This window comes from Pseudomonas sp. SB113, from assembly GCF_040754745.1.
In the GTDB taxonomy this organism is placed as follows: domain Bacteria; phylum Pseudomonadota; class Gammaproteobacteria; order Pseudomonadales; family Pseudomonadaceae; genus Aquipseudomonas; species Aquipseudomonas grimontii.
In genome coordinates this window covers 93,823-117,902 of the sequence record NZ_JBFMHW010000006.1, presented here as the reverse complement: position 1 = coordinate 117,902, position 24,080 = coordinate 93,823, and the positions used below count along the sequence as shown (strand labels likewise).

18 protein-coding genes are annotated in these 24,080 nt (G+C 63.1%); 12 read left to right on the top strand and 6 right to left on the bottom strand.

The genetic code is table 11. From position 1 onward, the window contains the following. Positions 1-4 precede the first annotated feature (4 nt). The 9 genes from AB1462_RS10175 (at position 5) to AB1462_RS10135 (ending at position 14,552) form a co-directional block, all read left to right on the top strand. The gene (locus AB1462_RS10175; protein ID WP_259194492.1) at positions 5-127 is read left to right on the top strand and encodes a hypothetical protein; all 123 of its coding nucleotides are present in this window, start codon (positions 5-7) and stop codon (positions 125-127) included. Then, positions 124-1,680, top strand: a complete 1,557-nt coding sequence (locus AB1462_RS10170) for a TadE/TadG family type IV pilus assembly protein (RefSeq protein WP_367246673.1) — start codon at positions 124-126, stop codon at positions 1,678-1,680. The genes AB1462_RS10175 and AB1462_RS10170 overlap by 4 nt, the downstream gene beginning before the upstream one ends. A 35-nt stretch (positions 1,681-1,715) precedes the next feature. Beyond that, positions 1,716-6,842, top strand: a complete 5,127-nt coding sequence (locus AB1462_RS10165) for a beta-propeller fold lactonase family protein (RefSeq protein WP_367246672.1) — start codon at positions 1,716-1,718, stop codon at positions 6,840-6,842. Positions 6,843-6,975: 133 nt separating this feature from the next. Then, complete coding sequence (locus AB1462_RS10160) at positions 6,976-8,643, top strand: TolC family protein (protein WP_259194490.1); 1,668 nt, start codon at positions 6,976-6,978, stop codon at positions 8,641-8,643. A 64-nt stretch (positions 8,644-8,707) separates the two neighbouring features. Then, on the top strand, positions 8,708-9,493 hold the full coding sequence (locus AB1462_RS10155; RefSeq protein ID WP_074845926.1) for an efflux RND transporter periplasmic adaptor subunit: 786 nt from the start codon (positions 8,708-8,710) through the stop codon (positions 9,491-9,493). Further along, positions 9,490-10,812 (top strand): efflux RND transporter periplasmic adaptor subunit, encoded by a 1,323-nt coding sequence (locus tag AB1462_RS10150; RefSeq protein ID WP_259194489.1) that lies wholly within the window; start codon positions 9,490-9,492, stop codon positions 10,810-10,812. The genes AB1462_RS10155 and AB1462_RS10150 overlap by 4 nt, the downstream gene beginning before the upstream one ends. Continuing rightward, entirely contained in the window at positions 10,809-12,914 is a 2,106-nt protein-coding gene (locus AB1462_RS10145) for an HlyD family efflux transporter periplasmic adaptor subunit (RefSeq protein ID WP_367246671.1), read from the top strand. Before AB1462_RS10150 ends, AB1462_RS10145 begins: the two co-directional genes overlap by 4 nt. 93 nt (positions 12,915-13,007) lie before the next feature. After that, positions 13,008-13,592 carry a biliverdin-producing heme oxygenase gene (locus AB1462_RS10140; protein ID WP_259194488.1) on the top strand — a complete coding sequence of 195 codons (585 nt, stop codon included), beginning with the start codon at positions 13,008-13,010 and terminating at the stop codon, positions 13,590-13,592. Positions 13,593-13,688: 96 nt separating this feature from the next. Further along, positions 13,689-14,552, top strand: coding sequence for a sensor domain-containing diguanylate cyclase (locus AB1462_RS10135; protein ID WP_259194487.1), 864 nt, complete (start codon positions 13,689-13,691; stop codon positions 14,550-14,552). 61 nt (positions 14,553-14,613) lie between these two features. Here AB1462_RS10135 and AB1462_RS10130 read toward each other — a convergent pair whose 3' ends face one another. The 6 genes from AB1462_RS10130 to hpaA all read right to left on the bottom strand — a co-directional run bounded on the left by AB1462_RS10130 (position 14,614) and on the right by hpaA (position 20,995). After that, positions 14,614-16,062 (bottom strand): amidase, encoded by a 1,449-nt coding sequence (locus AB1462_RS10130; RefSeq protein ID WP_090402428.1) that lies wholly within the window; start codon positions 16,060-16,062, stop codon positions 14,614-14,616. A 16-nt stretch (positions 16,063-16,078) separates the two neighbouring features. Further along, a complete protein-coding gene (locus AB1462_RS10125) occupies positions 16,079-17,311 on the bottom strand; it encodes an MFS transporter (protein WP_367246670.1) in 1,233 nt (410 codons plus the stop codon). Positions 17,312-17,321: 10 nt separating this feature from the next. Continuing rightward, the gene (locus AB1462_RS10120) at positions 17,322-18,254 is read right to left on the bottom strand and encodes a transporter (RefSeq protein ID WP_367246669.1); all 933 of its coding nucleotides are present in this window, start codon (positions 18,252-18,254) and stop codon (positions 17,322-17,324) included. A 68-nt stretch (positions 18,255-18,322) separates the two neighbouring features. After that, positions 18,323-19,315: a helix-turn-helix domain-containing protein gene (locus AB1462_RS10115; RefSeq protein WP_367246668.1), complete on the bottom strand. Its 993-nt coding sequence runs from the start codon at positions 19,313-19,315 to the stop codon at positions 18,323-18,325. A 168-nt stretch (positions 19,316-19,483) separates the two neighbouring features. Further along, entirely contained in the window at positions 19,484-19,906 is a 423-nt protein-coding gene (gene hpaR / locus AB1462_RS10110) for a homoprotocatechuate degradation operon regulator HpaR (protein WP_090402420.1), read from the bottom strand. Positions 19,907-20,089: 183 nt separating this feature from the next. Continuing rightward, positions 20,090-20,995 (bottom strand): 4-hydroxyphenylacetate catabolism regulatory protein HpaA, encoded by a 906-nt coding sequence (gene hpaA, locus AB1462_RS10105; RefSeq protein ID WP_367246667.1) that lies wholly within the window; start codon positions 20,993-20,995, stop codon positions 20,090-20,092. Between the two features lie 178 nt (positions 20,996-21,173). Between hpaA and AB1462_RS10100 the strand changes: the two genes are divergently transcribed. Genes AB1462_RS10100 through hpaE form a run of 3 tightly spaced genes read left to right on the top strand, consistent with a single transcriptional unit; the run spans position 21,174 to position 24,075 of the window. Then, positions 21,174-21,842, top strand: coding sequence for a fumarylacetoacetate hydrolase family protein (locus tag AB1462_RS10100; RefSeq protein ID WP_315336672.1), 669 nt, complete (start codon positions 21,174-21,176; stop codon positions 21,840-21,842). Next, on the top strand, positions 21,839-22,609 hold the full coding sequence (locus AB1462_RS10095; RefSeq protein ID WP_090402414.1) for a fumarylacetoacetate hydrolase family protein: 771 nt from the start codon (positions 21,839-21,841) through the stop codon (positions 22,607-22,609). Before AB1462_RS10100 ends, AB1462_RS10095 begins: the two co-directional genes overlap by 4 nt. Positions 22,610-22,614: 5 nt before the next feature. Next, the gene (hpaE, locus tag AB1462_RS10090; RefSeq protein ID WP_367246666.1) at positions 22,615-24,075 is read left to right on the top strand and encodes a 5-carboxymethyl-2-hydroxymuconate semialdehyde dehydrogenase; all 1,461 of its coding nucleotides are present in this window, start codon (positions 22,615-22,617) and stop codon (positions 24,073-24,075) included. The last annotated feature ends 5 nt before the right edge of the window (positions 24,076-24,080 follow it).

Below are 24,080 nucleotides of genomic sequence, written 5' to 3'. Positions count from 1 at the left end.
CCTTATGACACGCCCGCTTTCCCGGTTTCCCACCCAATGGTTGTTGCTCTTGCTGGTCAACGCGGGTTTGGCCTACGAAGGCCTGCACCTGCCCTGCGACGTCTTGCCTGCGGTCAAACCTACATGAAAAACACCCTCAAGCGCCTGTGCCGCGAGCAGCACGGCGGCGTCGCGCCGTTTATGGTGTTGGCCATCGGCGGCGCGCTGCTTGCCACGGCGTATGCCGTCGACCTGTCGCGCATGACCAACAACGCCGGCCAGGTCAAGCGCGCCACCGACGCCGCCGCGATTGCCATTGGCAATCAGCAACTGATGGACAGCCGCACCACCGCCGCCGAGTTGAAAAAAATCGCCTGGGGTTATGTGCAGAACAACCTGGGCATGGACAGCGATCTGTTCGAACAGTTGGAGTACGACTCCCTGACAGTCAGCAGCGCCGGCGGCGGCGATGCCCCGGTGACCCTGCGTGTGGAGGTGAGTCTGCACGCACAGGCGTTTTTGATCGGCGGCGAGCGTCGGCAACAGCAGGTGCACTCCACCGTCGAAGTGGTGTCACGGCCCACCGAAGTCGCGCTGATCCTGCCCACCACCCTCAGCGAAACAGCACCCAACCTCGCGGCGCTGCGGCGTTTGGGCAAGTCCTTCGCCGGCAACTTGCTGGGCGAAGAAAGTGACCAGGACAGCGACAATAAAGTCTGGTTGTCGCTGATTCCCTACAGCCAATCGGTGAACGTCTACGACCCCAAGGATCCGCAACGCATCAACCGCTGGGCAGCGCCCGGCGCGCTGAATCCGATTGAACTGCGCAGCCTGTTCCGCACGGGCTACAGCAGCCTGGCCGACCGGCGTATTCCCGATCGCCGTGCCAACCTGCTGTGTGTCTACCGAGGCCTGGGCCTGGGCCAGAATTACTACTGGGATCAGCCGCCGGCCGGGCAATTCAAGATCCATTACCGCCATGACCTGCCGGTCAATGGCAGCCCCGGCGCTCCGGCGATTTCCTGGCGCGGGCCCAACCCGGACTTCGGCGAGGCCGACGGGGTGGTCGATACACGCTTCATGGTCGCCGACAAAGGCTGCCCGAACGCAGCCTTGCTGCCCTTGACCCAGGACCGCGATGAGATCGACAAGCGCCTCGACCTGATCACCACCCGTTTCAACACCAACTACGCCATCGCAATGGGTTGGGCCGGCTCGGCCTTGTCACCGAACATGCGCGGCATCAACGGCTGGGGTGACAACGAGTTGCCCCTGGACTTCAACGAAGACGGCAACGCCGACAATGTGAAGATCATCGTGATGCTGGCCAATACCACCGGCAACTGGTTCGACACCGACAGCTACAACGCCGAAGTCGGCCAGGCCATCGATGGCGAAAGCAATACCACCCCGTCCTCGGACGTAGCCGGGCGCCGCTTCGTACGCCTGTGCGACAGCTTCCGCCAGCGCAACCTCAAGTTCTACTTCATCGGTGTGCGCCCAGGCGACCCGCAGGATTTCGGCCGTCAGCTGTTTGATCGGGTCGCCGGCCCCGGCCTGCGCGTGTGCACCAACGGCGACAAAAACATGGTGTTCGCTGACGCCGAGAACTTCGTCGAGGGTGAAGACCAGATCGACACCTTGCTGCAAAACATCGCCGACAAGATCAAGCACGAGCGCTATGCGCGGCTGATCGAGTAATGCCAACGCCCCCTCTTTCCGCCAAGGATCCCGCCATGACTGCGCCCACACTGCCCCGCTCCCCACGCCTGCATACCCTGGCGCTGGCCCTTGAACCCAGGATGATGTTCGATGCGGCGGCAGTCGCCACGGCGGCCGATACCGCGGCCCAGGCCGAAGCGCAAAACCAGGCGCCGACCCTGAGCGCCGAGGCCAGCCATGCCGCCCACACGGGGGACGAGACTGACGCCAACGCCTCGCGCACCGTCAGTTCCAGCAGCACCCTGGATGTGGCAGCGGATCCCGCACAACTGCCGAGCATCGGCGGCGACTCCGGCGCTCTGGACTATGCCGGCACCACGGATGCCAGCACCCTGGCCGGCGCGCGGGACAGCGTGGTGTCCAGCGATGGCAAGTTTGTTTACGTGGCGAGCATTCCGTCTGAAGGATCGGCCTCGGTCAGTGTTTTCAGCCGCGCCGCCGACGGCAGCCTGAACCAGGTGCAGAGCCTGCCGGCGACCGACATACCCGGCTTGGCTGGGGCACTCAAGGTGCAGATCAGCAGCGACCAGAACACGCTGTATGTGATCGGCAGTGACACCAATAGCCTGGTGGTGTTCAGCCGTGACAGCAGCAGCGGCCAATTGACCCTCGGTTCGACCCTGGAAGGTGGCGATAGCCAGACCATCACCGCCATCGCCAGCCAGGGCAACCGGGTGTTCGTCGCCGGCGCGGATCAAGTGCGGGTCTACGAGCAAGGCAGCAATGGCCAGTTGAGCCTGCTCAACACCTACACTGACGGCCTCGCCGGCATGGAGGGCCTGCAAGGCGTGGCGCAGATGCTGGTGTCGGCCGACGGGCGCTTCCTGTTTATCGGCGCCAACGGTGATAACAACATCGCCACCGCCCTGCAGATCAATAAAGACGGCAGCCTGAGCCTGATCAACAGCCTGGCCGGCAGCAGCGCTGACAGCAGCTATTTCATCAAGGCCCTGAGCCTGTCGGCCGATGGCAAAAGCCTCTATGCGCTGAACGACGACACACAACAAACCCTGCAAGTGCTGGCCATCGGCGCGGACGGCCGGCTGAGCCTGGTCGGTAGCCTGGAGGTCGAAGGCGTTACCGACATCCAGGTCTCGGCCGACGGCAGCGCGGTGTTTGTAATCGGTAGTGCGATCCAGGTGTTCAGCCGCGACAGCAGCGGCAACCTCAGCCCACGCCTGAGCTTAAGCGGCTGGAATAACCCGTGGGATATCCGTTTCGCCGACCTCACCAGCGTCAGCCTCAGTCCTGACGGCAAACAGTTGTATATCAGCGGCTCAGTCAACTGGAACGAGACCCTGATGACCCTCAACGTTGGCCTGCCCGAAGTCACCTACACCGAGGGCGACAGCGCCGTGGCGCTGCTACCCAGCGGCCACCTGGCCGATGCGCAACTGGACGCCGCCGACGATTACAACAACGCCAGCCTGACCATCACCCGCGAAGACGGCACCAACAGTGCCGACGCTTACACCTTCATCAATGGCAACGGCCTGAGCCTGGTCAACGGACAAATTCTCAAGGACGGTATTGCGATTGCGCGTTTCAGCGCAGCCAACGGTGTGCTTAGCCTGACCTTTATCGCCAGCACCCGTGCAGCGGATGCCCAACATGTGTTGCGCCAGATTGCCTATTCCAACGGCAGCCAGGACCCCGCCGCCAATGGCGGTGCGCCACGCTTCGCGATTGTGCTGAACGACGGCGACGGCAACAGCGCCACCGCGCTGGTCAAGGTCAACCTGGTCGGTGTCAACGACCCGGCGATCCTCGACAGCACCGTGCTTGATCCGACGCTGCACGAGGACGATGAGTTCGTCAGCCTGTTCAAGGACACCGCCATCGATACCATCGAAGCCACCCAGCCGATCTGGCATGTGGTGCTGACCCTCGACGCCGCCAATGTCCATGATCTGCTGCGGGTGGGCGGCGAAAAAATCGACCTCGACACCGCCACCAGCGGCACCCGGCAGACACCGGGCGGGCTGTCCTACAGCATCGGCATCAGCGGCAATGTCACCACCGTGACCCTGTACCTGATGCGTCAAGCTGGCGAGACCGCCGCGCTGATTGACAGCATCGGCTACAACAACAGCGGCACCGGCCTGGCCGGCACCCGCAACATCGGCCTGAGTATCAACGAATACCACACCGGCACCGGTGAAACCCGTACAACCTTGGCCGACACCGTCAAAGTCACCCTCGCCGGCCCCAATGAGGCCAACACCGCACCGACCCTGGCCAACAGTGGCAGCGTCAGCTACACCGAGCGCAGTGAGGCGGTGTCGGTTGCGCCGAATGCAGTGGTGCAAGACAACCAGATGGACCGCTTCAACAATGGCCTGGGCAACTACAACGGCGCGACCCTCAGCGTGACCCTCAATGGTGCCACCAGCCTGGACAAACTGGCCTTCAGCGCGGGCAACGGCCTGACCCTCAACGGCACCGCGCTGCAAAAGGACGGCGTAACCATCGGCCAATTGAGCAACGCCAATGGCGTGCTGAGCATCCGTTTCAACGACGATGCCGGGACTATCCCCACCACCGCCGATGTGCAGAACGCCTTGCGCCAGATTACCTATGCCAGCGACAGCCTCGCACCGGCCGCCAACGTCGCCATCAGTGTGACCCTGAGCGACCGCAGCCTCACCTCCAGCGTGCTGGCGCTGAACCTCGACATCACCGCGATCAACGACACGCCGGTGGTGGGCAACGACCCGCTGCTGTCCCAGGGGGAACTGACGATTGTGCAGAACTTGACCCAGGTGCCTGGCCTCGGCAGCCTGACCGAGGTGAGCCTCTCGGCCGACGGCCGCAGCGTCTACGTAAGCGACGGCAGCGCCGCCATCGCCCTGCTCGCGCGCGATCCCGTGACGGGCAGCGTGAGCTACGTGAAAACCCTGGCCGACAGCGGCCTGGACTCGGTCAAGCAGCTGCTGGTGTCGGCCGATGGCGACCAGGTCTACGCGCTGGGCGGCGCCAGCGGCAACGCCCTGGTGGTGCTGCAACGAGACGCAACAAGCGGTGAACTGAGCGTGCAGCAAACCCTCAGCAGTGACGACAGCAACAACTACGCACTCTTCAACCCGATCAGCGTGCAAGAGTCAGCCGACGGCAAGAATATCTACCTGCTGACCGACAACGGCGTGACCATCCTCAGCCGCAGCAATGGCCAGTTGAGCTACCTCAATAACCTCGGCAACGATGCCTGGTCGGCGCCTTACCAGCATCAGCCGGTGGCGCTGGTGACGGCCGGCGACTATGTGTTCGTGGTCACCGACCCCACATCAGACAACCTTGCCAATACCCTGATCGCCTATAAGCGCGCCGCTGATGGCAACTTGAGCGTGGCCGGATTCGTGCGTGACACCCAGGCCGACAGCGCCGGTAAAACGGTGTCCATGGCCGATCCAAAATACCTCGCGGTATCGGCCGACGGGCAACTGCTCTACGTGGCCGGGGCGAGTTCGGTGCAGGTCCTGCGCTTCAATGCCGTCGACGGCAACTTTACCAGCCTGGGCGCCCTCGTCAGCGATCTGAGCAAGGTGAGTGATATCGCCTTATCGGCCAACGGCGAGTTGCTCTACCTGAGCAGTGCCGATGGCGACGTGCAGCGCTACAACACCACTAATCAGGGGCTGATCCTGATCAACACCCTGCGCGCCAGCGATTCGCCGGCGCTGGTCAACGCAGGGCAGATCGGCCTGTCGGCTGACGGTGGCGTACTGGTGCTGGGCACAGGTGTTGCCGTGTTGCGCGCCGAGGCCATGGCGCCGATACCTTATGAAATCGGCGCGACACCAGTGACCTTCAGCGAACATTTGTTGCTGTCGGATGCCGAGCTGGACGCGGCGAACAATTATCAGGGCGCCAGCCTCAGCGTCAGCCGCAGCACCGGCGCGGTGGCCGACGATCACTTCGGCTTTGTCGAGGGCAACGGCATCCGCCTGGTTGATGGGCAATTGCTGCAAGACACACGCGTGCTGGCAAGTTTTGTCGACAGCGGCGGCACCTTGACCGTGACCTTCAGCACCACCGTCAGCAGCGCCCAGGCCCAGGCGATCCTGCATCAGTTGACCTACAACAACAGCGCCATGTCCACCGCCAAGGGTGCCCTCGTGCTGAATGTGGTGTTGAACGACGGTGAGCAAAACAGCCAGGCGCAACAGGTGACCCTGCAAGTGCTCAACACCGAGGCGAACCAGGCGCCGCAAGTCAGCCCCGGCGCCTATGTGCCGCCGAACGCCGAGGTGGGTACACCGTACCAAGTGGTATTGCCGGCTGACCTGTTCAGCGACCCGGATGGCGATACGCTGACCCTGCGCGTGGACGGTTTGCCTGAGAGCCTGCATTTCGATACGGTCAGCCGCACCTTGTCCGGCACCCTCGACAGCGCGGGCACGCTGACCTTCACACTGGTCGCCAGCGACCCGGCTGGCGCCAGTGTGTCGCGCACCCTGACGCTGGAGGTCGAGGCCGCGCCGGTGGTGACCGAGCCAGTGACTGAGCCGGTGATCGCGCCAGTGCCCATGGTGACCCCGGTAGTGCCCGGTCAGCCGTCCGGCTGGATTGCACCGGTGCCGGTCCGCGAGCAGCCGGCCAGCACCTGGGGCCGTGCACCCCAGGCAGACTTTATCCGCGCTCCGGTCGACCCGGTGACACTGCCGACCTGGCTCGGCCTGGGCAGCGTGGATGGCTTGCGTGACCACGATCCGGCAGGCCTGGAAACCATCAGTGTCCCGACTGCCAATCACGCCCTGGTGCCCGTTGAACGCGGCAGCCTGCTGACACGTTTCCAACTGCCCGACAGCCCTGCCGGGGCTACCTTGCGCCAGGCCGACGGCAAGCCGCTGCCGGCATGGATTCGGTTTGACAGCCATACCGGCCGCATCCACGTCGAAAGCCGGCATCTGGCCGAGTTACAGCGCTTGAAGCTGCACCTGGAAACGCGCGACAGCCGCGGCATGCCTGTGCAGATCCCAGTGGAGCTGCACGTACCGGACAACGCCGGCGTCGAGACCGGTACTGCGGTTCAGGCAACCCTGGAGGCGCAGCTGCAAGCCAGCGGCCAAAGCGGCCTGCTGGCGCGCGGCCAGGCGTTGCTGCGCGCACTGTTGGGCGGTGACGACAAAAACGCCGCCTGAATCAGCCGGGTTCATTAAGCAATCTTAATGAACCCGGCATGGCCGATATTGCGAATAATTCTTATCTTTGCCGCCACTGCGTCACGCCACGCCAAGATGGCAGCCTGCACCGCACTTTTTCAGGGGAATACATGTGATCAAGCAGCAACCGCTCGCCCAACGCCTGCCGTTACGTCTCGCTATCGGCCTGGCCGCACTCACGCTGAGTGCCTGCGCGGTGACACCCGAACCCGAGACCTTGGACCAGCAGATCGCCCAGGCCAGCGCCGACCGTGCACGGATGTTCAACGGCCAGGAGCCGGTTACCCGCCCCATCAGCCTGGAAGAAGCCATGGCCCGCGCGGTGAAATACAACCTGCAACAGCGCCTGGGCCTGATGGAGCGTGCCCTGGAAGATAACCTGCTGGACGTGCAGAGCCTCGACATGCTGCCCAAGCTGGCCGCCCGCGCGGGCTGGCGGGGTCGCGATAACATTTCGGCGTCGTCCAGCGAGTCGATCCGCACCGGTAACCAGTCCTTGGAGCCGTCCACCAGCCAGGATCGCAGCAGCCGCAGCGCCGACCTGCAACTGTCATGGAACGTGCTGGACTTCGGCCTCGGTTATTTCGGCGCCAAGGCCCAGGCCAACAAAAGTCTGGCCGCCGAAGAACGCCGCCGCCGCATCGTCGCCGACATCATCGCCCAGGTGCGCAGCGCCTATTGGGAGGCGGCCACCGCCGAACGCCTCAAGCCAGAAGTACAGCAAGCGCTGTTAGAGGCACGCAGTACCCTGGCCAATGCGCGCCAGACCGAACAACAGCGTCTGTTGGCACCGTTGGACGCCCTGCGCTTCCAAAAAGGCCTGCTGGAAATGGTGCGTCAACTGGAAGCCGTGGACGGCGAATTGGCCAGCGCCAAATCGCGCCTGGCCGCGTTGATGAACCTGCCGCCGGCCACCGATTACCGCTTGGTGCTGCCAAGCGATCAGCAGATGAAGCAACCCGCCTTGGCTTACAGCCTGGATGATCTGGAAGCCATGGCCATGGTCAAGCGCCCGGAAGTGCGCGAAGAAAGCTACCTGGCGCGCAACGTCGTGCTGGAAACCCGTTCGGCGTTGCTGCGCCTGCTGCCAGGGGCTTCGCTGTTCGTCGGCAGCAACTACGACAGCAACAGTTTTGCCGTGAACAATCGCTGGGCCGATGCCGGGGTGCAGGTGAGCTGGAACCTGATGAGCGTGCTGTCCTACCCCGTCATCACCCGTGCCGGCGAAGCGCGCAGTGCGGTGGCCGATGTGCGCCGCCAGGCACTGCGCATGGCGGTACTGACCCAGGTTAACGTGGCGTGGCAGCAGTTCCAGCAGGCCAACACGCTGTTTGATCGCTCCAACGAACTGCAGCGCATCCAGCGTGGCATCCTGCACCAGACCGAAAACGCGGTGCAAAGCGACGCCCAAACCCTCGTGGAACGCGTGCGCACTCGTACCGAAACGGTCTTGGCCACACGTATTCGTGACCGCAGCTACGCGCAGTTGCAAAGCGCCTACGGTGCGGTGTACCAGGCGGCGGGGCTGGACCCGTTGCCGGAGCGTATGGCCGACAACAGCGTGGCCGCGCTGAGCCAGGCGATCCTCGACAACGGCGTCGCACTGGCCCAGGGCAAGACCCAGGTGCCCCGCCTGCCAAGGCTCAACCCGAGCCACGTGATCGTTACGACGCCGGCACCGGTGGCCGTAGCGCCGCGCCCGGTGCAGAGCCTGGATATGTGGAACAGCCTCGGCTCTCTGCAAGGCACACCCGTGGTGCCCGTCACCCAGAAACGCTGATGGCCGCCCCGGCCGCCCGAAGGTGGCCGGGGCTCTCCCCCGATTTGCCGAGACCCACCGCCCCATGCGTAACTTTCACTGTGTCGCGTTGCCCCTGTGCCTGTCGTTCACCGCTATGGCCGCCGTGGCTGAGGAACCTGCACCGCTGCAAGCGCCCTCCAGCCAGGTCGCGAATTCGCCACAACTGCGCGTGCAACTGAGCGCCAGCCGGCGTACGGTCCTGTCCAGCGAACTGGCGGGCAAGGTGCTGGAGTTGGACGTCAAGGAAGGCGCCAGCTTCAAGAAGGGCCAGCGCCTGGTGACCTTCGATTGTGCCGTGCACCGCGCACAGTTGACCCATTCGGCCGCCGCCGAAGCCGCCGCCGGCAAAAAACTCGACGTGGCCCGGCGCCTGGATAAGCTGCAGTCGATCAGCGTGTCCGATCTGTCCCAGGCCCAGGCTGAAGTGAACATGGCCCGGGCCCAGCGTGGCGTGGGCCAGGTGATGGTGCAGCGCTGCGCCATCGACGCGCCGTTTTCCGGGCGCGTCGCCGAACGCAAGGCGCAACCGGGCGAATACGTGGCAGAAGGCGAGGAGCTGCTGGCGATCTATGACGACAGTTCGTTTGAAGTAGAACTGATCGTGCCGTCACACTGGATGGTCTGGCTCAAGCCTGGGCATCGGTTCAAGGTGCGCCTGGAAGAAACCGCCCAGGAATATCCCGCCGAGGTCACCCGCCTGGGCTCAGTGATCGACCCCATCAGCCAGTCGATCAAAGTGTTCGGGCGTATCACCAGCAACGACCCGCAATTGCTCCCCGGCATGAGCGGTAATGCGCTGCTCGTACCGCCCGACGCCCCCCGGCCATGAGCGCCAATAACGTCCTGGCCGACCTGCTGCACCTGGAACAACGCCTGCGCGCCGCCGGCGGCCTGGAGGCGCTGGGTTTCCTGCTGGTGAATGACACCCGCCTGCTGCTTGACTACCGCCAGGCGCTGCTTTGGCACGGTACCGACCAACGCTGGCAAACGCTGTCCGGGCTGGCCGTGGTGGAGCGTGACGCGCCCTTCACCACCTGGCTCGGCCAACGCTGTCGAGACTGGCAGGCTTCCGATAACGCCGGGGTGATCCATCCGATCGACCGCCACAACCTCTCCCCTGCCGATGCAGCGATATGGGGTGAGTACCTGCCACAGGTGCTGCTGTGGCTGCCGATCAAAAACCCTGCGGGCGAGCTGTTGGGCGCACTGCTACTGGCCCGGGACGCGCCGCTGAGCAACGCGCAGCAGCAGTTGCTGGAACTCTGGCTGGACGCGGTCGGGCATGCCTGGCAGGCCTTGCTGAATCCGGGCACGCGACGCCTGCGACGCCCCGACTTCAAGCGTCGCCAGGTGCTGATCGGCGCGGGCCTGTTGCTGGCGCTGTTACTTATCCCGATCCGTCAGTCGGTACTGGCCCCGGCGGAAATTGTCGCCCTGCACCCCAGTGTGCTGCGCGCGCCGATGCAGGGCGTCGTCGAACGTATGCTGGTGCAACCGAATCAAACCGTGAGCGAAGGCCAGGCGCTGGTGCAACTGGATGCCCGTGAACTGCAAAGCCGCCTTGAATCTTCTCGCCAGGCGTTGTCCATCAGTGATGCGGAGTTTCGCCAGGCCCAGCAGCAAGCCCTCAGCGACGAGCGCAGTAAAGCCAGCCTGGCGGTACTGCAAGGTCGGCGTGAGCAGGCGTTAAGCGAGGTGGCGTTTCTCCAGGAAAACCTCAAGCGCACCTTGATCACCGCGCCGCGAGCCGGCGTGGCGGTGTTTGACGACTCCAGTGATTGGGTCGGACGGCCCGTGTCCTTGGGCGAACGCATCATGCTGGTGGCCGAACCGCAGCAGACCCAACTGGAAATCCTGCTGCCGGTGGGCGACGCCATCGACCTGCAACCGGGCGCCGCCACCTTGCTGTTCCTCAACACTGACCCGTCGGCCCCCTTGCCGGCCACTTTGCAACGCCTGGCCTACCGCGCCAGCCCAACGCCCGACGGCGGTATGGCGTACCGTCTCAAAGCCGAATTCGATAGCGCCGACCCGCGCCTGCGCGTCGGCCTCAAAGGCACAGCCAAGGTCTATGCGGGGCGCACCAGCCTGATCTACTTCCTGCTGCGTCGCCCCCTGGCCACCGTGCGTATCTGGCTGGCCCTGTGAACCTGCCGCCGCTGCGCCAGGAACTGTTGCTGCATGAAGGCCCGCAACATCGCGACGGCTCTCCTTCCTGGACCCTGGAAGACCCGACGCGCGGACAGTTCTTTCGCCTGGGCTGGGCCGAGGTGGAGATCCTGGGACGCTGGGCCTTGGGCGAGCCCGAGGCGATTGCCCACGCCGTCAGCCAGGCCACCACCCTGGGGTTGGAGAAAGGCGACGTCGAACAGCTCAAGTTTTTTTTGCAGCACAACCAATTGCTGCAAAGCACAGGCGACGAGGACAACGCGCAGCTGGCACGGATCGCTGACGGGCAAAAAACCGGTTGGGGTCGCTGGTTGCTGAAGAATTACTTGTTCGTGCGCATCCCGTTGGTGCGCCCGGACCGCTTCCTGGAACGCAGCCTGCCATGGGTGCAAGTGTTCTACAGCCGTGGGTTCTTGCGACTGACCGTCGGCGCGGCGTTGCTAGGGCTGCTGTTGGTCGCTCGCCAATGGGACAGTTTCATCCACACCTTCCTGCACTTTTTCACCCTGGAAGGCGCCGCCTTGGCTGGCCTGACCCTGCTGCTGACCAAGGTGCTGCATGAACTGGGTCACGCCTATACCTGCAAGCGTTATGGTGGGTGCGTCGCGACCATGGGCGTGGCGCTGCTGGTGATGTGGCCGGTGCTCTACACCGACACCTCGGGCGCCTGGCGTTTGCGCAGCCGCCGACAGCGCCTGGCCATCGGTGCCGCCGGCATGCTCGCCGAACTGAGCCTGGCAGCCTGGGCCACCCTGCTGTGGAGTTTCCTGCCCGACGGCATGTTGCGCAGCGCTGCCTTTATGCTGGCGACTACCACCTGGGTGCTGACCCTGGCGATTAACCTCAGCCCGTTCATGCGCTTTGACGGTTACTTCCTGCTGTCGGATCTGCTGGAGGTGCCGAACCTGCAACAACGCGCCTTTCGCCTGACGCGCTGGCGCGTGCGCGAAGGGCTGTTCGCCTTCAACGAGCCGCGCCCGGAACGCTTCGAGCCGTGGCTGGAGCGCACACTGGTGGCCTATTCCATCGGCACCTGGATCTACCGCTTCTTTCTGTTTTTAGGCATCGCGCTGCTGGTCTATCACTTTGCCTTCAAGCTGCTGGGCATTGTGTTGTTTATCGTCGAGATCCTGTACTTCGTACTGCTGCCCATCCTCAATGAACTGCGCGAATGGTACGCGCGCCGCAAGGACTACCGCATGAACCGTCATGGCCTGACCACCTTGCTGGTGCTGGGCAGCGTATTGCTGCTGGCCTGCATTCCCTGGAGCAGTCGCGTGCACGCCCCGGCCTTGCTGCGCGCCGAACAACAGGCCGGGTTGTATGTGCCGATTGCGGCGCGCCTGGAACGTATAGAGGTGCTGCCGGGGCAGCACGTGCAGGCCGGCCAGGCGCTGTTCCAACTGGAGGCACCGGATTTGCGCCAGGAGCTGCAAAGCCTGGATCGGCGCATCCTGACCCTGCAATGGCAGGATAGCTTCCAGGTGCTCAACCACGAAACCGCCGCCAACCTGCTGGTGGTGCGCCAGGAGTTGGCGGCTGCGCGGGAACGCCAGCGATTACTGCGCCAGCAGATGCGCCAGCTCACCGTATACGCCGCGTTTGACGGCGTGCTGGCCGACCTGGCCGAGCCGCTGGAACCCGGTGAATGGCTGGCCGCCGGTGAATGGCTGGGCACGTTGACCGGCGCCCAGGGCGGGCGGGTCGAGGCGTTTGTCGAGGAACAGGACCTGGCGCGCCTGAGCCCAGGCAGTCGTGCGCGTTTCTACCCGGAAAACCTGGCATACCCGTCCCTCGATGTCAGCCTCGAAAGCCTCGGCCAAACCGCCGCGCGGCGCCTGACGTCCACACCGGAGCTGGCCTCGGTGTACCAGGGCGCGATTGCCGCAACCCTCGATCACGAACGCTTGCCCCAGCCGGAAAAAGCCCTTTACCGCGCCTTGCTGCGCACCGATCCTGGCAGCCCGACGCCGAGTATCGCGCTGCGCGGTACAGTGGTCCTGGAGGGTCAGTCACACAGCCTGGTGATGGGGATCTGGCGCAGGATCCTGGCCGTGCTGATTCGCGAGTCGGCGTTCTAGGCGCTTGCATGAAGCGTTCTTAATAGTTGCGTGATTGTCGGCAGGGTTCTCGATTCGCCATGATTCCTGCCTCTTAATTGTGCAGGTGCCAGCATGACCACCCAGACCCCCCAAGCCCCTGAATTGTCGCGAGCCAAACGCATCAAGGCCGCCACCACCCGCGACCACGACAACGTCAACGAACTGGTGATGCAGGCACGCCCGTTCGACAGCCGTGAGCGCTACGTGCAATTCCTGCAATTGCAACATGCGTTCCATGGCGCCATCGACGGCCTGTACAAGGACGTTGAGCTTAACCGGCGCCTGCCGGGGCTGAGCGAATTGCCACGCTTTGAAGCCGTCAAGCGTGACCTGCTGGACCTCGACCAGGTCGTGCCCGACGCACCCGCGCCGGCCGTTGTGAACGGGTCATTCGAAGCACTGGGCTGGCTGTATTGCAGCGAAGGTTCCAACCTGGGCGCGGCATTTCTGTTTAAGGAAACCCAGCAACTGGGTCTGGGCGAAACCCACGGCGCCAGCCACCTGGCCGCCCATCCCGGCGGCCGAGGCCTGCACTGGCGGCAGTTCATCGCCTTACTCGACAGCCAGGCGCTGGATGCTGAGCAGGAACAACAGGCGATTCAAGGCGCGATCAATGCGTTTGATTTTTACCGGGCGAAGGTGCGCTGCGTGTTTTAACGTCAGGGAGGGCACTAAAATGTGCAGGATTGCTCAACGCCCCCGCTCATGATCGGGCTATGATCGGCCGATATGAACCGGACGCTCGATGCCCCCATGCCCATTGACCTGCACGCTCTCTACCCCAAACTGATCCACCTGATGCTGGATACGGTCTTTGTCGTCGACGGTGACAACCAGATTGTCTTCGTGAGCGATGCCTGTGAGGCATTGCTCGGCTACCGTGCCGACGCACTGGTTGGCACCCTGATCACCCACTACATGCACCCTGAAGACCTGGCGCGCACCCGCGCCTCCATTGTGCGGGTCATGAATGGCCAATCCCATGTCGACTTCCGTAACCGTTATATACGCAAGGACGGCAGTGTCGTGCACATCCTGTGGGCGGCCTTCTGGTCCGAAGAAGTGGGCGCGCGAATCGGGGTCGCGCGGGACGTGACGGCGCTCACCCAGGCCGAGGAAGAACTGCGCTTCCTCGCCCACCATGATCCGCTGACCGGCCTGACCAACCGGTCACTGTTCAATGATCGGCTGGACCAGGCGCTGCACGGTGCGAAGTCCCGCAACCGCAGCCTGGCATTGCTGTTTCTGGACATCAATGACTTCAAGGGCATCAACGATGTGCATGGCCATGCCATGGGCGATCGCGTGCTGTGTGTGATTGCACGACGGCTGGAACGCTGCGTACTCGACAGCGACCTGGTGGCGCGGATGGGCGGTGATGAGTTCACGGTGCTGCTGACGGATACCCCGTCGCGGGAGGCTATTTCTGCCAAGGTGGTGCAGATACTCGCGGTCATGGCCGAGCCGCTGGGTGCCGAGTTTGGTGGGGTGAAGATGCCGTCCTGCAGTATCGGCGTGGCGGTTTATCCGATTGACGGGGAGGATGCCGATACCCTGCTCAGCCATGCGGACGGTGATATGTACCGGATAAAAAGGCACCGATTTGCAGCGCAGTGACAAGGGCGCGTTTTGCATCAGGCAGGTCGATTACCCGCCCAATGCAGAATTCCTCGGACGCTTATAACCGACAGGCATTGACCGGCGGTATCCGACCGCGCCAGGGCTGGGCCCGCTCTAACTGCCCCGCGAGGGCAAACAAGGTACTTTCTTCGCCAAAGCGAGCGGCGAAGTGGGCGCCCATCGGCAAGCCGGCAGCGCTCCAGTACAACGGCACTGACATCGCCGGTTGCCCGCTGGCATTGAACAGGGCCGTGAACGGCGAGTAGCTGTGGAACCGTTCAATCAGTTCTTCCAGGCTCAGGCGGTCGTCTTGCAGGTCCAGCTCACCGATCGGCACCGGCTCGCGTGCCAGGGTCGGCGTGAGGATCAGGTCGTAATCCTGCATGAACACCGCCAACTGCCGACCCAAGGCATGAATCCACTCCACGGCACCCGCATACTGCGCACCACTGACATCGCCCTTGCTGCGCAAAATAATGCGGGTGCGAGCTTCCAGCTCTTCAGGCTGCACGGCGAAACCGCGCATCTGCCCCAACACATCGACGTAGTGGCGAGTACTTGCACCGATGATGGTGAAGACCTGATCGAGAAACGCCGGCAGCGCCACCGGCAAGCTGACCGGTTCAACGCGGTGGCCCAGGGATTCGCACAACCTGGCGGCCTGGCGCACGGCTTCCACACTTTCGCCGGAGGTCGGCCAGGGCCCGAGTTGCTCAACCAGGGCAATACGCAGCGGCCGAGGGTCACGCTGCAGCGCGGTGACATAGGGTTGCGCCTGCAGCGGCGCGGCATAGGGTGCGCCCAGGTCGATCCCGGCCGTGGCATCCAGCAGCGCGGCGCTGTCCCGCACCGACAAGGTAATCGCATGGGGGGTGCCCATCCCGGCCCAGCCTTCGCCGACCATCGGCCCGGACGGCAGTAACCCACGGCTGGGCTTGAGGCCGAACACCCCACAGCAGGACGCCGGCACACGCAAGGACCCGCCGCCATCGTTGCCATGGGCAAACGGCACCACACGTGCCGCCACCAGGGCTGCCGCGCCGCCGCTGGAACCGCCGGCACTGTGGCCGATATTCCAGGGGTTGCGCGTGGCGCCAAAGCGGTTGGATTCGGTGGAGTACGACGTGCCGAACTCGGGTGAGGTGCTGGTGCCGAGAATCACACACCCGGCACGGCGGATACGGCTTACGTGTTCGGCTTCAAAGTCCGCGCGAAAACCTCCCAGCGCTTGCGAGCCATTGGTCATCGCCGCGCCGTTGACCGGTGAAAACAGGTCCTTGATCAAGGTCGGTACCCCGGCGAACACGCCGTGACCCGGCCGCGATGCGAGTGCTGCCGTACGGGCCGCATCATAAAGCCGCTCGGCGACCGCGTTGAGCTGAGGTTCGACCCGTTCAATACGATCAATCACCGCCTCCAGCAGCTCGCCAGGTTGCACGTCGCCGCGCCTGACCCATTCGGCCAGGCCGGTGGCGTCTTCGATGTCCAGCAGGTTCTGGATGTCCATCCTTATCTCCTCTTAATTACGAATGACTTGAGCCGAATGCCTGGGCGTGTGCTTTGCGCCGCGCTTGCAGGCCTGCCAGCGCCCAGACCAGGGCCGAGGCGAAACTGGCAATCGCCAGCCATTGGATGGAGTGGCGCAGGTCGCCCGAGTAAGCACTGAGCACGGCCACCACCAGCGGGCTGACAAATTGGCCGAAGTACAGAAACGCGGTGAACCCGCCCAGACCGCGCCCTCGGGTGCTGGCACTCAGGGCATTCATCACCGGCGTCATCGCGTTAGGTACCAGCAGCCCCGCACCCAGGCCGTGAATCAGCACCGCTACCAACACCGCGCTGTAGCTTTGCCCGCGCATCAGCAGCCATAACCCCAGGCCCAGCAGGGTCAGCAGCAACGCATTGCACCCGAGGATGCCGATGCGGCGGCGCAGCAGCGGCCAGGCCAATGAACCGACCAAGGTCGCCAGCAACCCCAAGCCGGCCGACAGCCCGATCATCGTGCTCGACGTGACACCCAGGCTGACCAGCAGAATCGGCGCCTGGATCGGCACGATAAAACTCAGGACCATACCGCTGAGGATCAGCAGATAACCGAGCACCAAGGGCACGATCGCCACCCTGCCCTGGCCGGGCGTTACGACGGTGTGCCGGGTCGCTGTGGGTTCCCATAGCACCTTCATCATCACCGGCACCAGCAGCAGTGGCAGCAGGTACAACAAAAACGGCAGGCGCCAGGAGTGTTCACCCAACGCTCCGCCCACCACAAAGAACAGCGAGCCGACCAGGCCGATGGTGACCACCTGCCGGTTGATGTAGCGCAGCCGCTCCTCGCCGTGCCAATAGTCGGCAATCAGCGTGGCGCAACAGGTCATCACCGCAGCCTCCGCCGCGCCGAACAACAGGCGCACGCCGACGATGGCGGGCAAGTTATCCAGCAGCGCCGGGATGGCTCCGAGCACGGCATACAACAGCGTGGCGATCAGCAGCAACGCCTTGCGCCCGACCCGGTCGGCCAACCAGCCGGCCAGGGGCGCGCACAGTGCAATCGCCAGCGCCGGGCCGGTCACCGCCAATGGCACCAATAGATCGGCACGCGGTTCCAGCGGGCCGAACTCGGCGCCGAGCTTGGGCAGGATCGGCGCGACCATGACCGCGCCCATGATGGTCAGGCTGCTGCCGAGCATCAGCACCAGCCCTTCACGGCGTCCGGTGGCTTGCCGTGGCAATGGGGAATCGGAATGTGATGAGTTCATGGCCAGCCCCTTAGAAACTTTGAGAAATACGCAGCGCCACGGTGTAACCCTCGGCACGGTTGCGGGCATCGGTTTCCTTATAGGCATGCAGCCACACGGGCGGCAGGCCGGGCTTGAAGTAACTCACTGCCGGACCGACAGCCAGCACCCGCGCGCGGTTGCCTGATTGCAGGCCGGGCGCATCGTCATCGCTGAACTGGCGGTAGTAGTAGCCGCCCAGGCCCAGGGTCCATGGCCCCACGTGTTGGCCCACGGCAAACTCGTGCCGGTACTCGACACCGCTCTTGTAATCGGTCGCGGGGTTGCGGGTATTGACGTCGACTTCAAAGCTGGAAGAAACCTCGAAGCCACTGTCGGTGATGTAGGTGGCGTTGACGATCGGCGAGAACGTCCAGTGATTGAGCCCTGGGGAGATCAAACGATTCTTGTCGTAGTCACCGGTGGGCGCCTGGATCTGCAACTGCGTGTTGATAAACAGATTAGGCGACAGATTCCATTGCAGGATCACCGGCAGAAATTGCACGTCGCCCAATCGAAACGGATCGGCTTCCAGGCTCAGCGGTCCCACCGGCGTCTGTACCTTGATGGAAGCGTCCATTTTGAAAAACGGCACGACGGCGCCGAAACCATAGGTGGCGCCCAATACGCTGTAATCGGTCATGCGCATATAGGCAAGGCCGATGGACAACACATCCAGTGAGAAGTGGTTGTCGACAGAGCGCCCTTGGCGATCCTTCTGCACGTTGGCCGAATAGAACGCCGTACGCAGCCCCACGGTTCCAAAAGGCGTGGCCGGCGGCATCATCCCTGCGCCAAAGTCATACACCCCGACGGCCGTCGTCGGCGCGCCGTTCTCGGTGGCCTGGACACTGGCGCAGCACCCCAGCAGCCCCAGGGTGAACAGCGTCATGCGTGCGGCGCTTGCGTTATTGTTATGAATCATCGAATGCCCCTCCCATCAAGTGGTGTGGGCCATCCTAGTAACGCGCGACGTGAGCCGGTTATCCGTTTTCAGCAGAGTTGCGTGCGACGCAGGGTCTGTGAGGGGCTTTCGCCAAACATGGTGCGGTAATCGCTGGAGAACCGGCTCAAATGCCAGAAACCCCAGCGCGCCGCCACTTCCTGTACGCCATGGGCTTGGGTGCTCGTTCGCAGTTCGCGACGCACTGCATTGAGGCGCAGCGCACGCAGATAGGCCACCGGGTTGATGCCCAGGGTTTCCTGAAAACAGTATTGGAGTTTGCGCCGGCTGGCGCCGATGTGGTTGCACAGGTCGAGGATCGACAGCGGTTCGTCGAGGTGGCTCAGCGCGTATTCGCGAGCGCGGTCGACCATCCTTTTGCGCGCCGTGGGGTTGAGGGGTGGCGCCTGGTCCGGCGCGATCAACTCCAGCACATGCAGCATCACCGCATCGCGTATGCCGCGCCGGATCGAATCGTGTCCCAGCACGGCATCACGGCCCTGATCGCAGCCCGCCAGTTCATCGAACAACGCCGCGAGGTCACGTTGCACGGATGAATGGCCCAAGCGGTAACACTTGGGAAGATCGGTAATTCGAAACTGACTGCCCTGACGCTCCAACACATGTTCCAGTGCGCGTTCGTCGATGGCCACGCCGAGCAGATCCAGGTGCTGTGGGGTATGCAGCTCGGGAAGATTTTCACCGTGGGCCACCAACAGGCTGGGCTCGTGGATCGGATGCCCCGAGCAATACACCGGGCCGTTGGCACTCAACGGAATGCTGAAGGTGATTGCGCCTTTCCAGGCCGCGCCACGTTTGATCATGGCCTGATTAGAGCGGTCGCGCACCAGTTGCATCCAGTCCGAACGGAACGCCACCAACTCACCGGTAAAGGGGCCGGGGGATAACTGATCGTAGCGAACCTGCCAGCCATCCATGTTGCGCGCGTGTTCGTCGATGTCGCTGGTCAGAAAACGCTGGAGGGGGAACGTCGGCGGAAGCACCACCGAGGCCGCAGGCATCAGCACATTATTATTGTTCATTGACCCAACCTTTTTCAGTTGCAAGGCTTACAGGTCATATCGCACGCAAGTTCCATTCCGAACCCGGGGCAGATCGCGCATTTGTGCCGAAAATGGATAGTGAGGATTTGCGCCCGCGATGCCATCTGCGGGCAAAGACGTTCACCTATTAATGAAATTTTTGCCTGTTCAAGGCTTGATGTTTTTCAGCTCATTGAGCAAGCCCAGCAACTGCTCCATTTTCTCGGCGCCAAACTGCGCTTCGATTTTCTGGTAGTTGCTTTCCATGCCTTCGCTCATGGAGATGAAGCATTGCTGGCCGCGCTCGGTGAGGCCCACGAACACCCGGCGTTGATCCTGGCTGGACTTCTGTCGACGCACCAGGCCGTCGCGCTCCAGGCGCGTCAACACTCCGGTCATGCTCGGTTTCAGGATGCAGGCCTGCTGGGCGAGCTGATGGCTTTCGAGTTCGCCCTGTTGGCGCAGGATCCGAATGACCCGCCACTGTTGCTCGGTCAGTTCATGCTTGTTCAGGGCCGGGCGGAAGAAAGCCATTGCGGCTTCACGGGCTTGCAGCAGGGTCAATGTCAGCGAAGGTCTGGGGTTGGCCATGACGGCACCATTTGAATGGGCGAGTCGGCAGCTTAGTGTCGTCGGCCAGCGGCTGCAAGCGGCGCTGGCGCTGTGAAAAGTACAATCGGTTCCGCGTAAAAGCCATTCTGTCGCACCGCGGCGATGCGCATGATGATCCGTACAAGATCAACAAAACCAAGGCGCGAAGCCCCTATGCCTGGCTCAACGCAACCCCGACTGGCGCTGGCGGTACTCCCCCGGAGTGAGCTGTGCGTAACGCTGGAAAAAACGACTGAAATAGGCTGGGTCCTTGAACCCCAGCTGATAGCAGATCTCGTTGGCCGAGCTGCCGGTAAACATCAGCAGGCGCTTGGCTTCCTGCATCAGGCGTTCCAGGATCAGGCGCTTGGACGGCAGGTCGGCGATGCGCCGGCACACATCGTTGAGCCGCGCCTCGGTCACCCCGATGCCTTGCGCATACCGGGACAACGGCCAGTGCTGCTGGTAGTGCGCTTCGATCAGCTCATTGAAGCGATGAAAGATTTTCAAGTCTTCGTGGCGCGCAGGCGTGGCTTTCAACGAGTGGGAGCACAGCCGCAACAGGCTGATCATGAGCAACCGCGTCAGGCTGTCCAGGGCTGCGCTGCGCCCGGAACGCTGGGCTTTTACCTCTTCGCTCAGTTCCTCGAACAGATAATCCAAGCGGCTGATATCGCCCGCGTATTGCGGCTCCAACTGCGCCAGGGCAACGCACGCGGCCGGCAATTGCGCGCCGGCCGGTGCCAGGCTGGCGTCGGCTTCGATCAGTTGCCACACCAGTTGCTGACGCACCGTCAGCACGTGCCCGTCACTGTCGGCCTCGGTCACAAACGAGTGCGGGACCGTGGGTGGCGTGAGGAAGAACATCGGCCCGGACTCGACGTATTGCTGGTCGTCCAGGTACACACGCACGGTGCCACTTTTTACGTAGTGAACCTGGAAGAACCGGTCATGCCGGTGAACGGGCATGTTGCGCCCGAAGAAATCCGCCAGGTTCGCCAGTTTGTCGTAGTGGACTTCGGCGTCGCTGTAACGCTGGTCGTATACCTGGCCAATGTTGATGTTCGGAATGGGTTGACGGTCGCTCATCGCACGCTACTCGTTCTTATTGTGATGGCTGCAGTGCAGCGACTCTCATCCTGCACCGATTTGGGCGGCACAACCACCGCACAAACAGTCTGCCACCCTTGACGATAGTTAACATCTTAATTATAACTGTTAACACATTAACTAAATGCAGGGCCCCATGGCTCTGCCAGGAGAAAGCATGAGCCGCGCCTTGCATGACGTCGCGACTGGCACCCTTTTCGGTGTCGCGCTGAACTACCAGGGGCTGCTCAAGCAGCGCCTCGCCGAGTTCGAACAGCCGCCGTATCAGAAACCGCCGGTCAAACCGGTGCTGTTTATCAAGACGCCCAACACGCGCAACCAACACGGCGCCGAGGTGGTGCATCCAGGCCAGGGCGAACGCTTGCAGCCTGGGCCGGCATTGGGGGTGGTGATGGGCAAGAGCGCCAGCCGCGTCAGCCCGGCCGAAGCCCTCGATTACGTGGCCGGCTATACGGTGGTCAATGAGTTCAGCCTGCCGGAAGACAGCTACTACCGTCCCGCCGTCAAAGCCAAATGCCGCGACGGTTTCTGTGCCATCGGGCCTGAGCTGATCCCTGCGGCGCAGGTCTCCAACCCGCACAATCTCGCGATCACGCTGTACGTCAACGGTGAGATTCGCCAGCAAAACACCACGGCCAACTTCGTGCGCAACATTCCATTGCTGATCGCCGAGATCAGCGAATTCATGACCCTGCACGCGGGCGATGTGCTGATCACCGGCACTCCCGAAGGCCGGGTGAATGTGCAGCCTGGCGACACCGTGGAGGTCGAGATCAGTGGCCTGGGCCGCCTGGTCAATCACATCAAGGCAGAGGAGCACTCATGAAACACGCCCGTATTCGCTTTGAAGGTGAAGTCCATTCGGTTCAGGTCGAAGCTGAAAACGCCGTACGCCTGGCTGACGGCCGCCTGCTGGCCGAAGACCAGGTGCAATGGCTGCCACCGGCAACCGGCAACATGTTCGCCCTGGGCCTGAACTATGCCGACCACGCCGCTGAACTGGCGTTCAAGCCACCGACCGAACCGCTGGCTTTCATCAAGTCCGTGGGCACGTACACCGGCCACAACCAGGTGACCTGGCGCCCGGATAACGTCGCCTACATGCACTACGAGTGCGAGCTGGTGGCGGTCATCGGCAAGCCGGCACGCAACGTCAAGCGCGAAGACGCCCTGGATTACCTGGCGGGCTACACGGTGTGCAACGACTACGCCATTCGCGACTACCTGGAAAATTACTACCGGCCCAACCTGCGCGTGAAAAACCGCGACGCCACCACGCCTGTCGGCCCGTGGATCGTCGATGTAGCCGACGTGCCGGACCCAGGCAACCTGAAACTGCGCACCTGGATCAACGGCGAGCTGCGCCAGGAAGGCAGCACCCAGGACATGATTTTCGACATTCCCTACCTGATCGAATACCTGTCCAGCTTCATGACCTTGCAACCCGGCGACATGATCGCCACCGGTACGCCTGAAGGCCTGGCCGACGTCGTGCCCGGTGATGAAGTGATCGTGGAAGTCGAAGGCGTAGGCCGCCTGGTCAACCGAATTGTCAGCGAAACGGCGTTCTTCAGCGCCCGTAAAGAGGCTTGAGCAGCATGATCAAACATTGGATCAACGGCCGTGAGGTCGAAAGCAAAGATGTGTTCGTCAACTACAACCCGGCCACCGGCGAAGCCATCGGCGAAGTAGCCAGCGGTGGCGCCGAGGAAGTCGCGCAAGCCGTGGCCGCCGCCAAGGAAGCCTTCCCGAAATGGGCGGGCACCCCGGCCAAGGAACGTGCGCGCTTGATGCGCAAGCTGGGTGAACTGATCGAACAGAACGTGCCGCACCTGGCTGAGCTGGAAACCCTCGACACCGGCCTGCCGATTCACCAGACCAAAAACGTGTTGATTCCCCGCGCCTCGCACAACTTCGATTTTTTCGCCGAAGTCTGCACGCGCATGGACGGCCACAGCTATCCGGTCGATGACCAGATGCTCAACTACACCCTGTACCAGCCGGTGGGTGTTTGCGCGCTGGTCTCGCCGTGGAACGTGCCGTTCATGACGGCCACCTGGAAGACCGCGCCGTGCCTGGCGCTGGGCAATACCGCCGTGCTGAAAATGTCCGAGCTGTCGCCGCTGACCGCCAACGAACTGGGGCGCCTGGCGGTGGAGGCCGGGATTCCAAAAGGCGTGCTCAACGTCATCCAGGGTTACGGCGCGACCGCCGGTGACGCCCTGGTGCGCCACCCCGATGTGCGCGCGATTTCCTTCACCGGCGGCACCGCCACCGGCAAGAAAATCATGCAGACCGCAGGGCTGAAAAAGTATTCCATGGAACTCGGCGGCAAGTCGCCGGTGCTGATCTTCGAAGACGCCGACCTGGAACGTGCCCTCGACGCCGCGCTGTTCACCATCTTCTCGCTCAACGGCGAACGCTGCACCGCCGGCAGCCGGATCTTTATCCAGGAAAGCGTGTACCCGCAGTTCGTCGCCGAGTTTGCCGCGCGCGCCAAACGCCTGATCGTCGGTGACCCGCAAGACCCGAAAACCCAGGTTGGCTCGATGATCACCCAGGCCCACTACGACAAGGTCACCGGCTACATCAAGATCGGTCTCGAAGAAGGCGCCACCCTCCTCGCCGGTGGCCTGGAGCGCCCGGCCAACCTGGCAGCGCACTTGAGCAAAGGCCAGTTCATCCAGCCCACGGTGTTCGCTGACGTGAACAACAACATGCGTATCGCCCAGGAAGAAATCTTCGGCCCGGTGGTGTGCCTGATTCCCTTCAAGGACGAAGCCGAAGCGCTGCAACTGGCCAACGCCACCGAATACGGCCTGGCCTCTTACATCTGGACCCAGGACATCGGCAAGGCGCATCGTCTGGCCTACGGCATCGAAGCAGGCATGGTGTTCATCAACAGCCAGAACGTGCGCGACCTGCGCCAGCCGTTCGGCGGCGTGAAGAGCTCCGGCACCGGCCGTGAAGGCGGCCAGTACAGCTTTGAGGTGTTCGCCGAGATTAAGAACGTGTGCATCTCGATGGGCAGCCATCACATTCCACGCTGGGGCGTCTGAGCCAC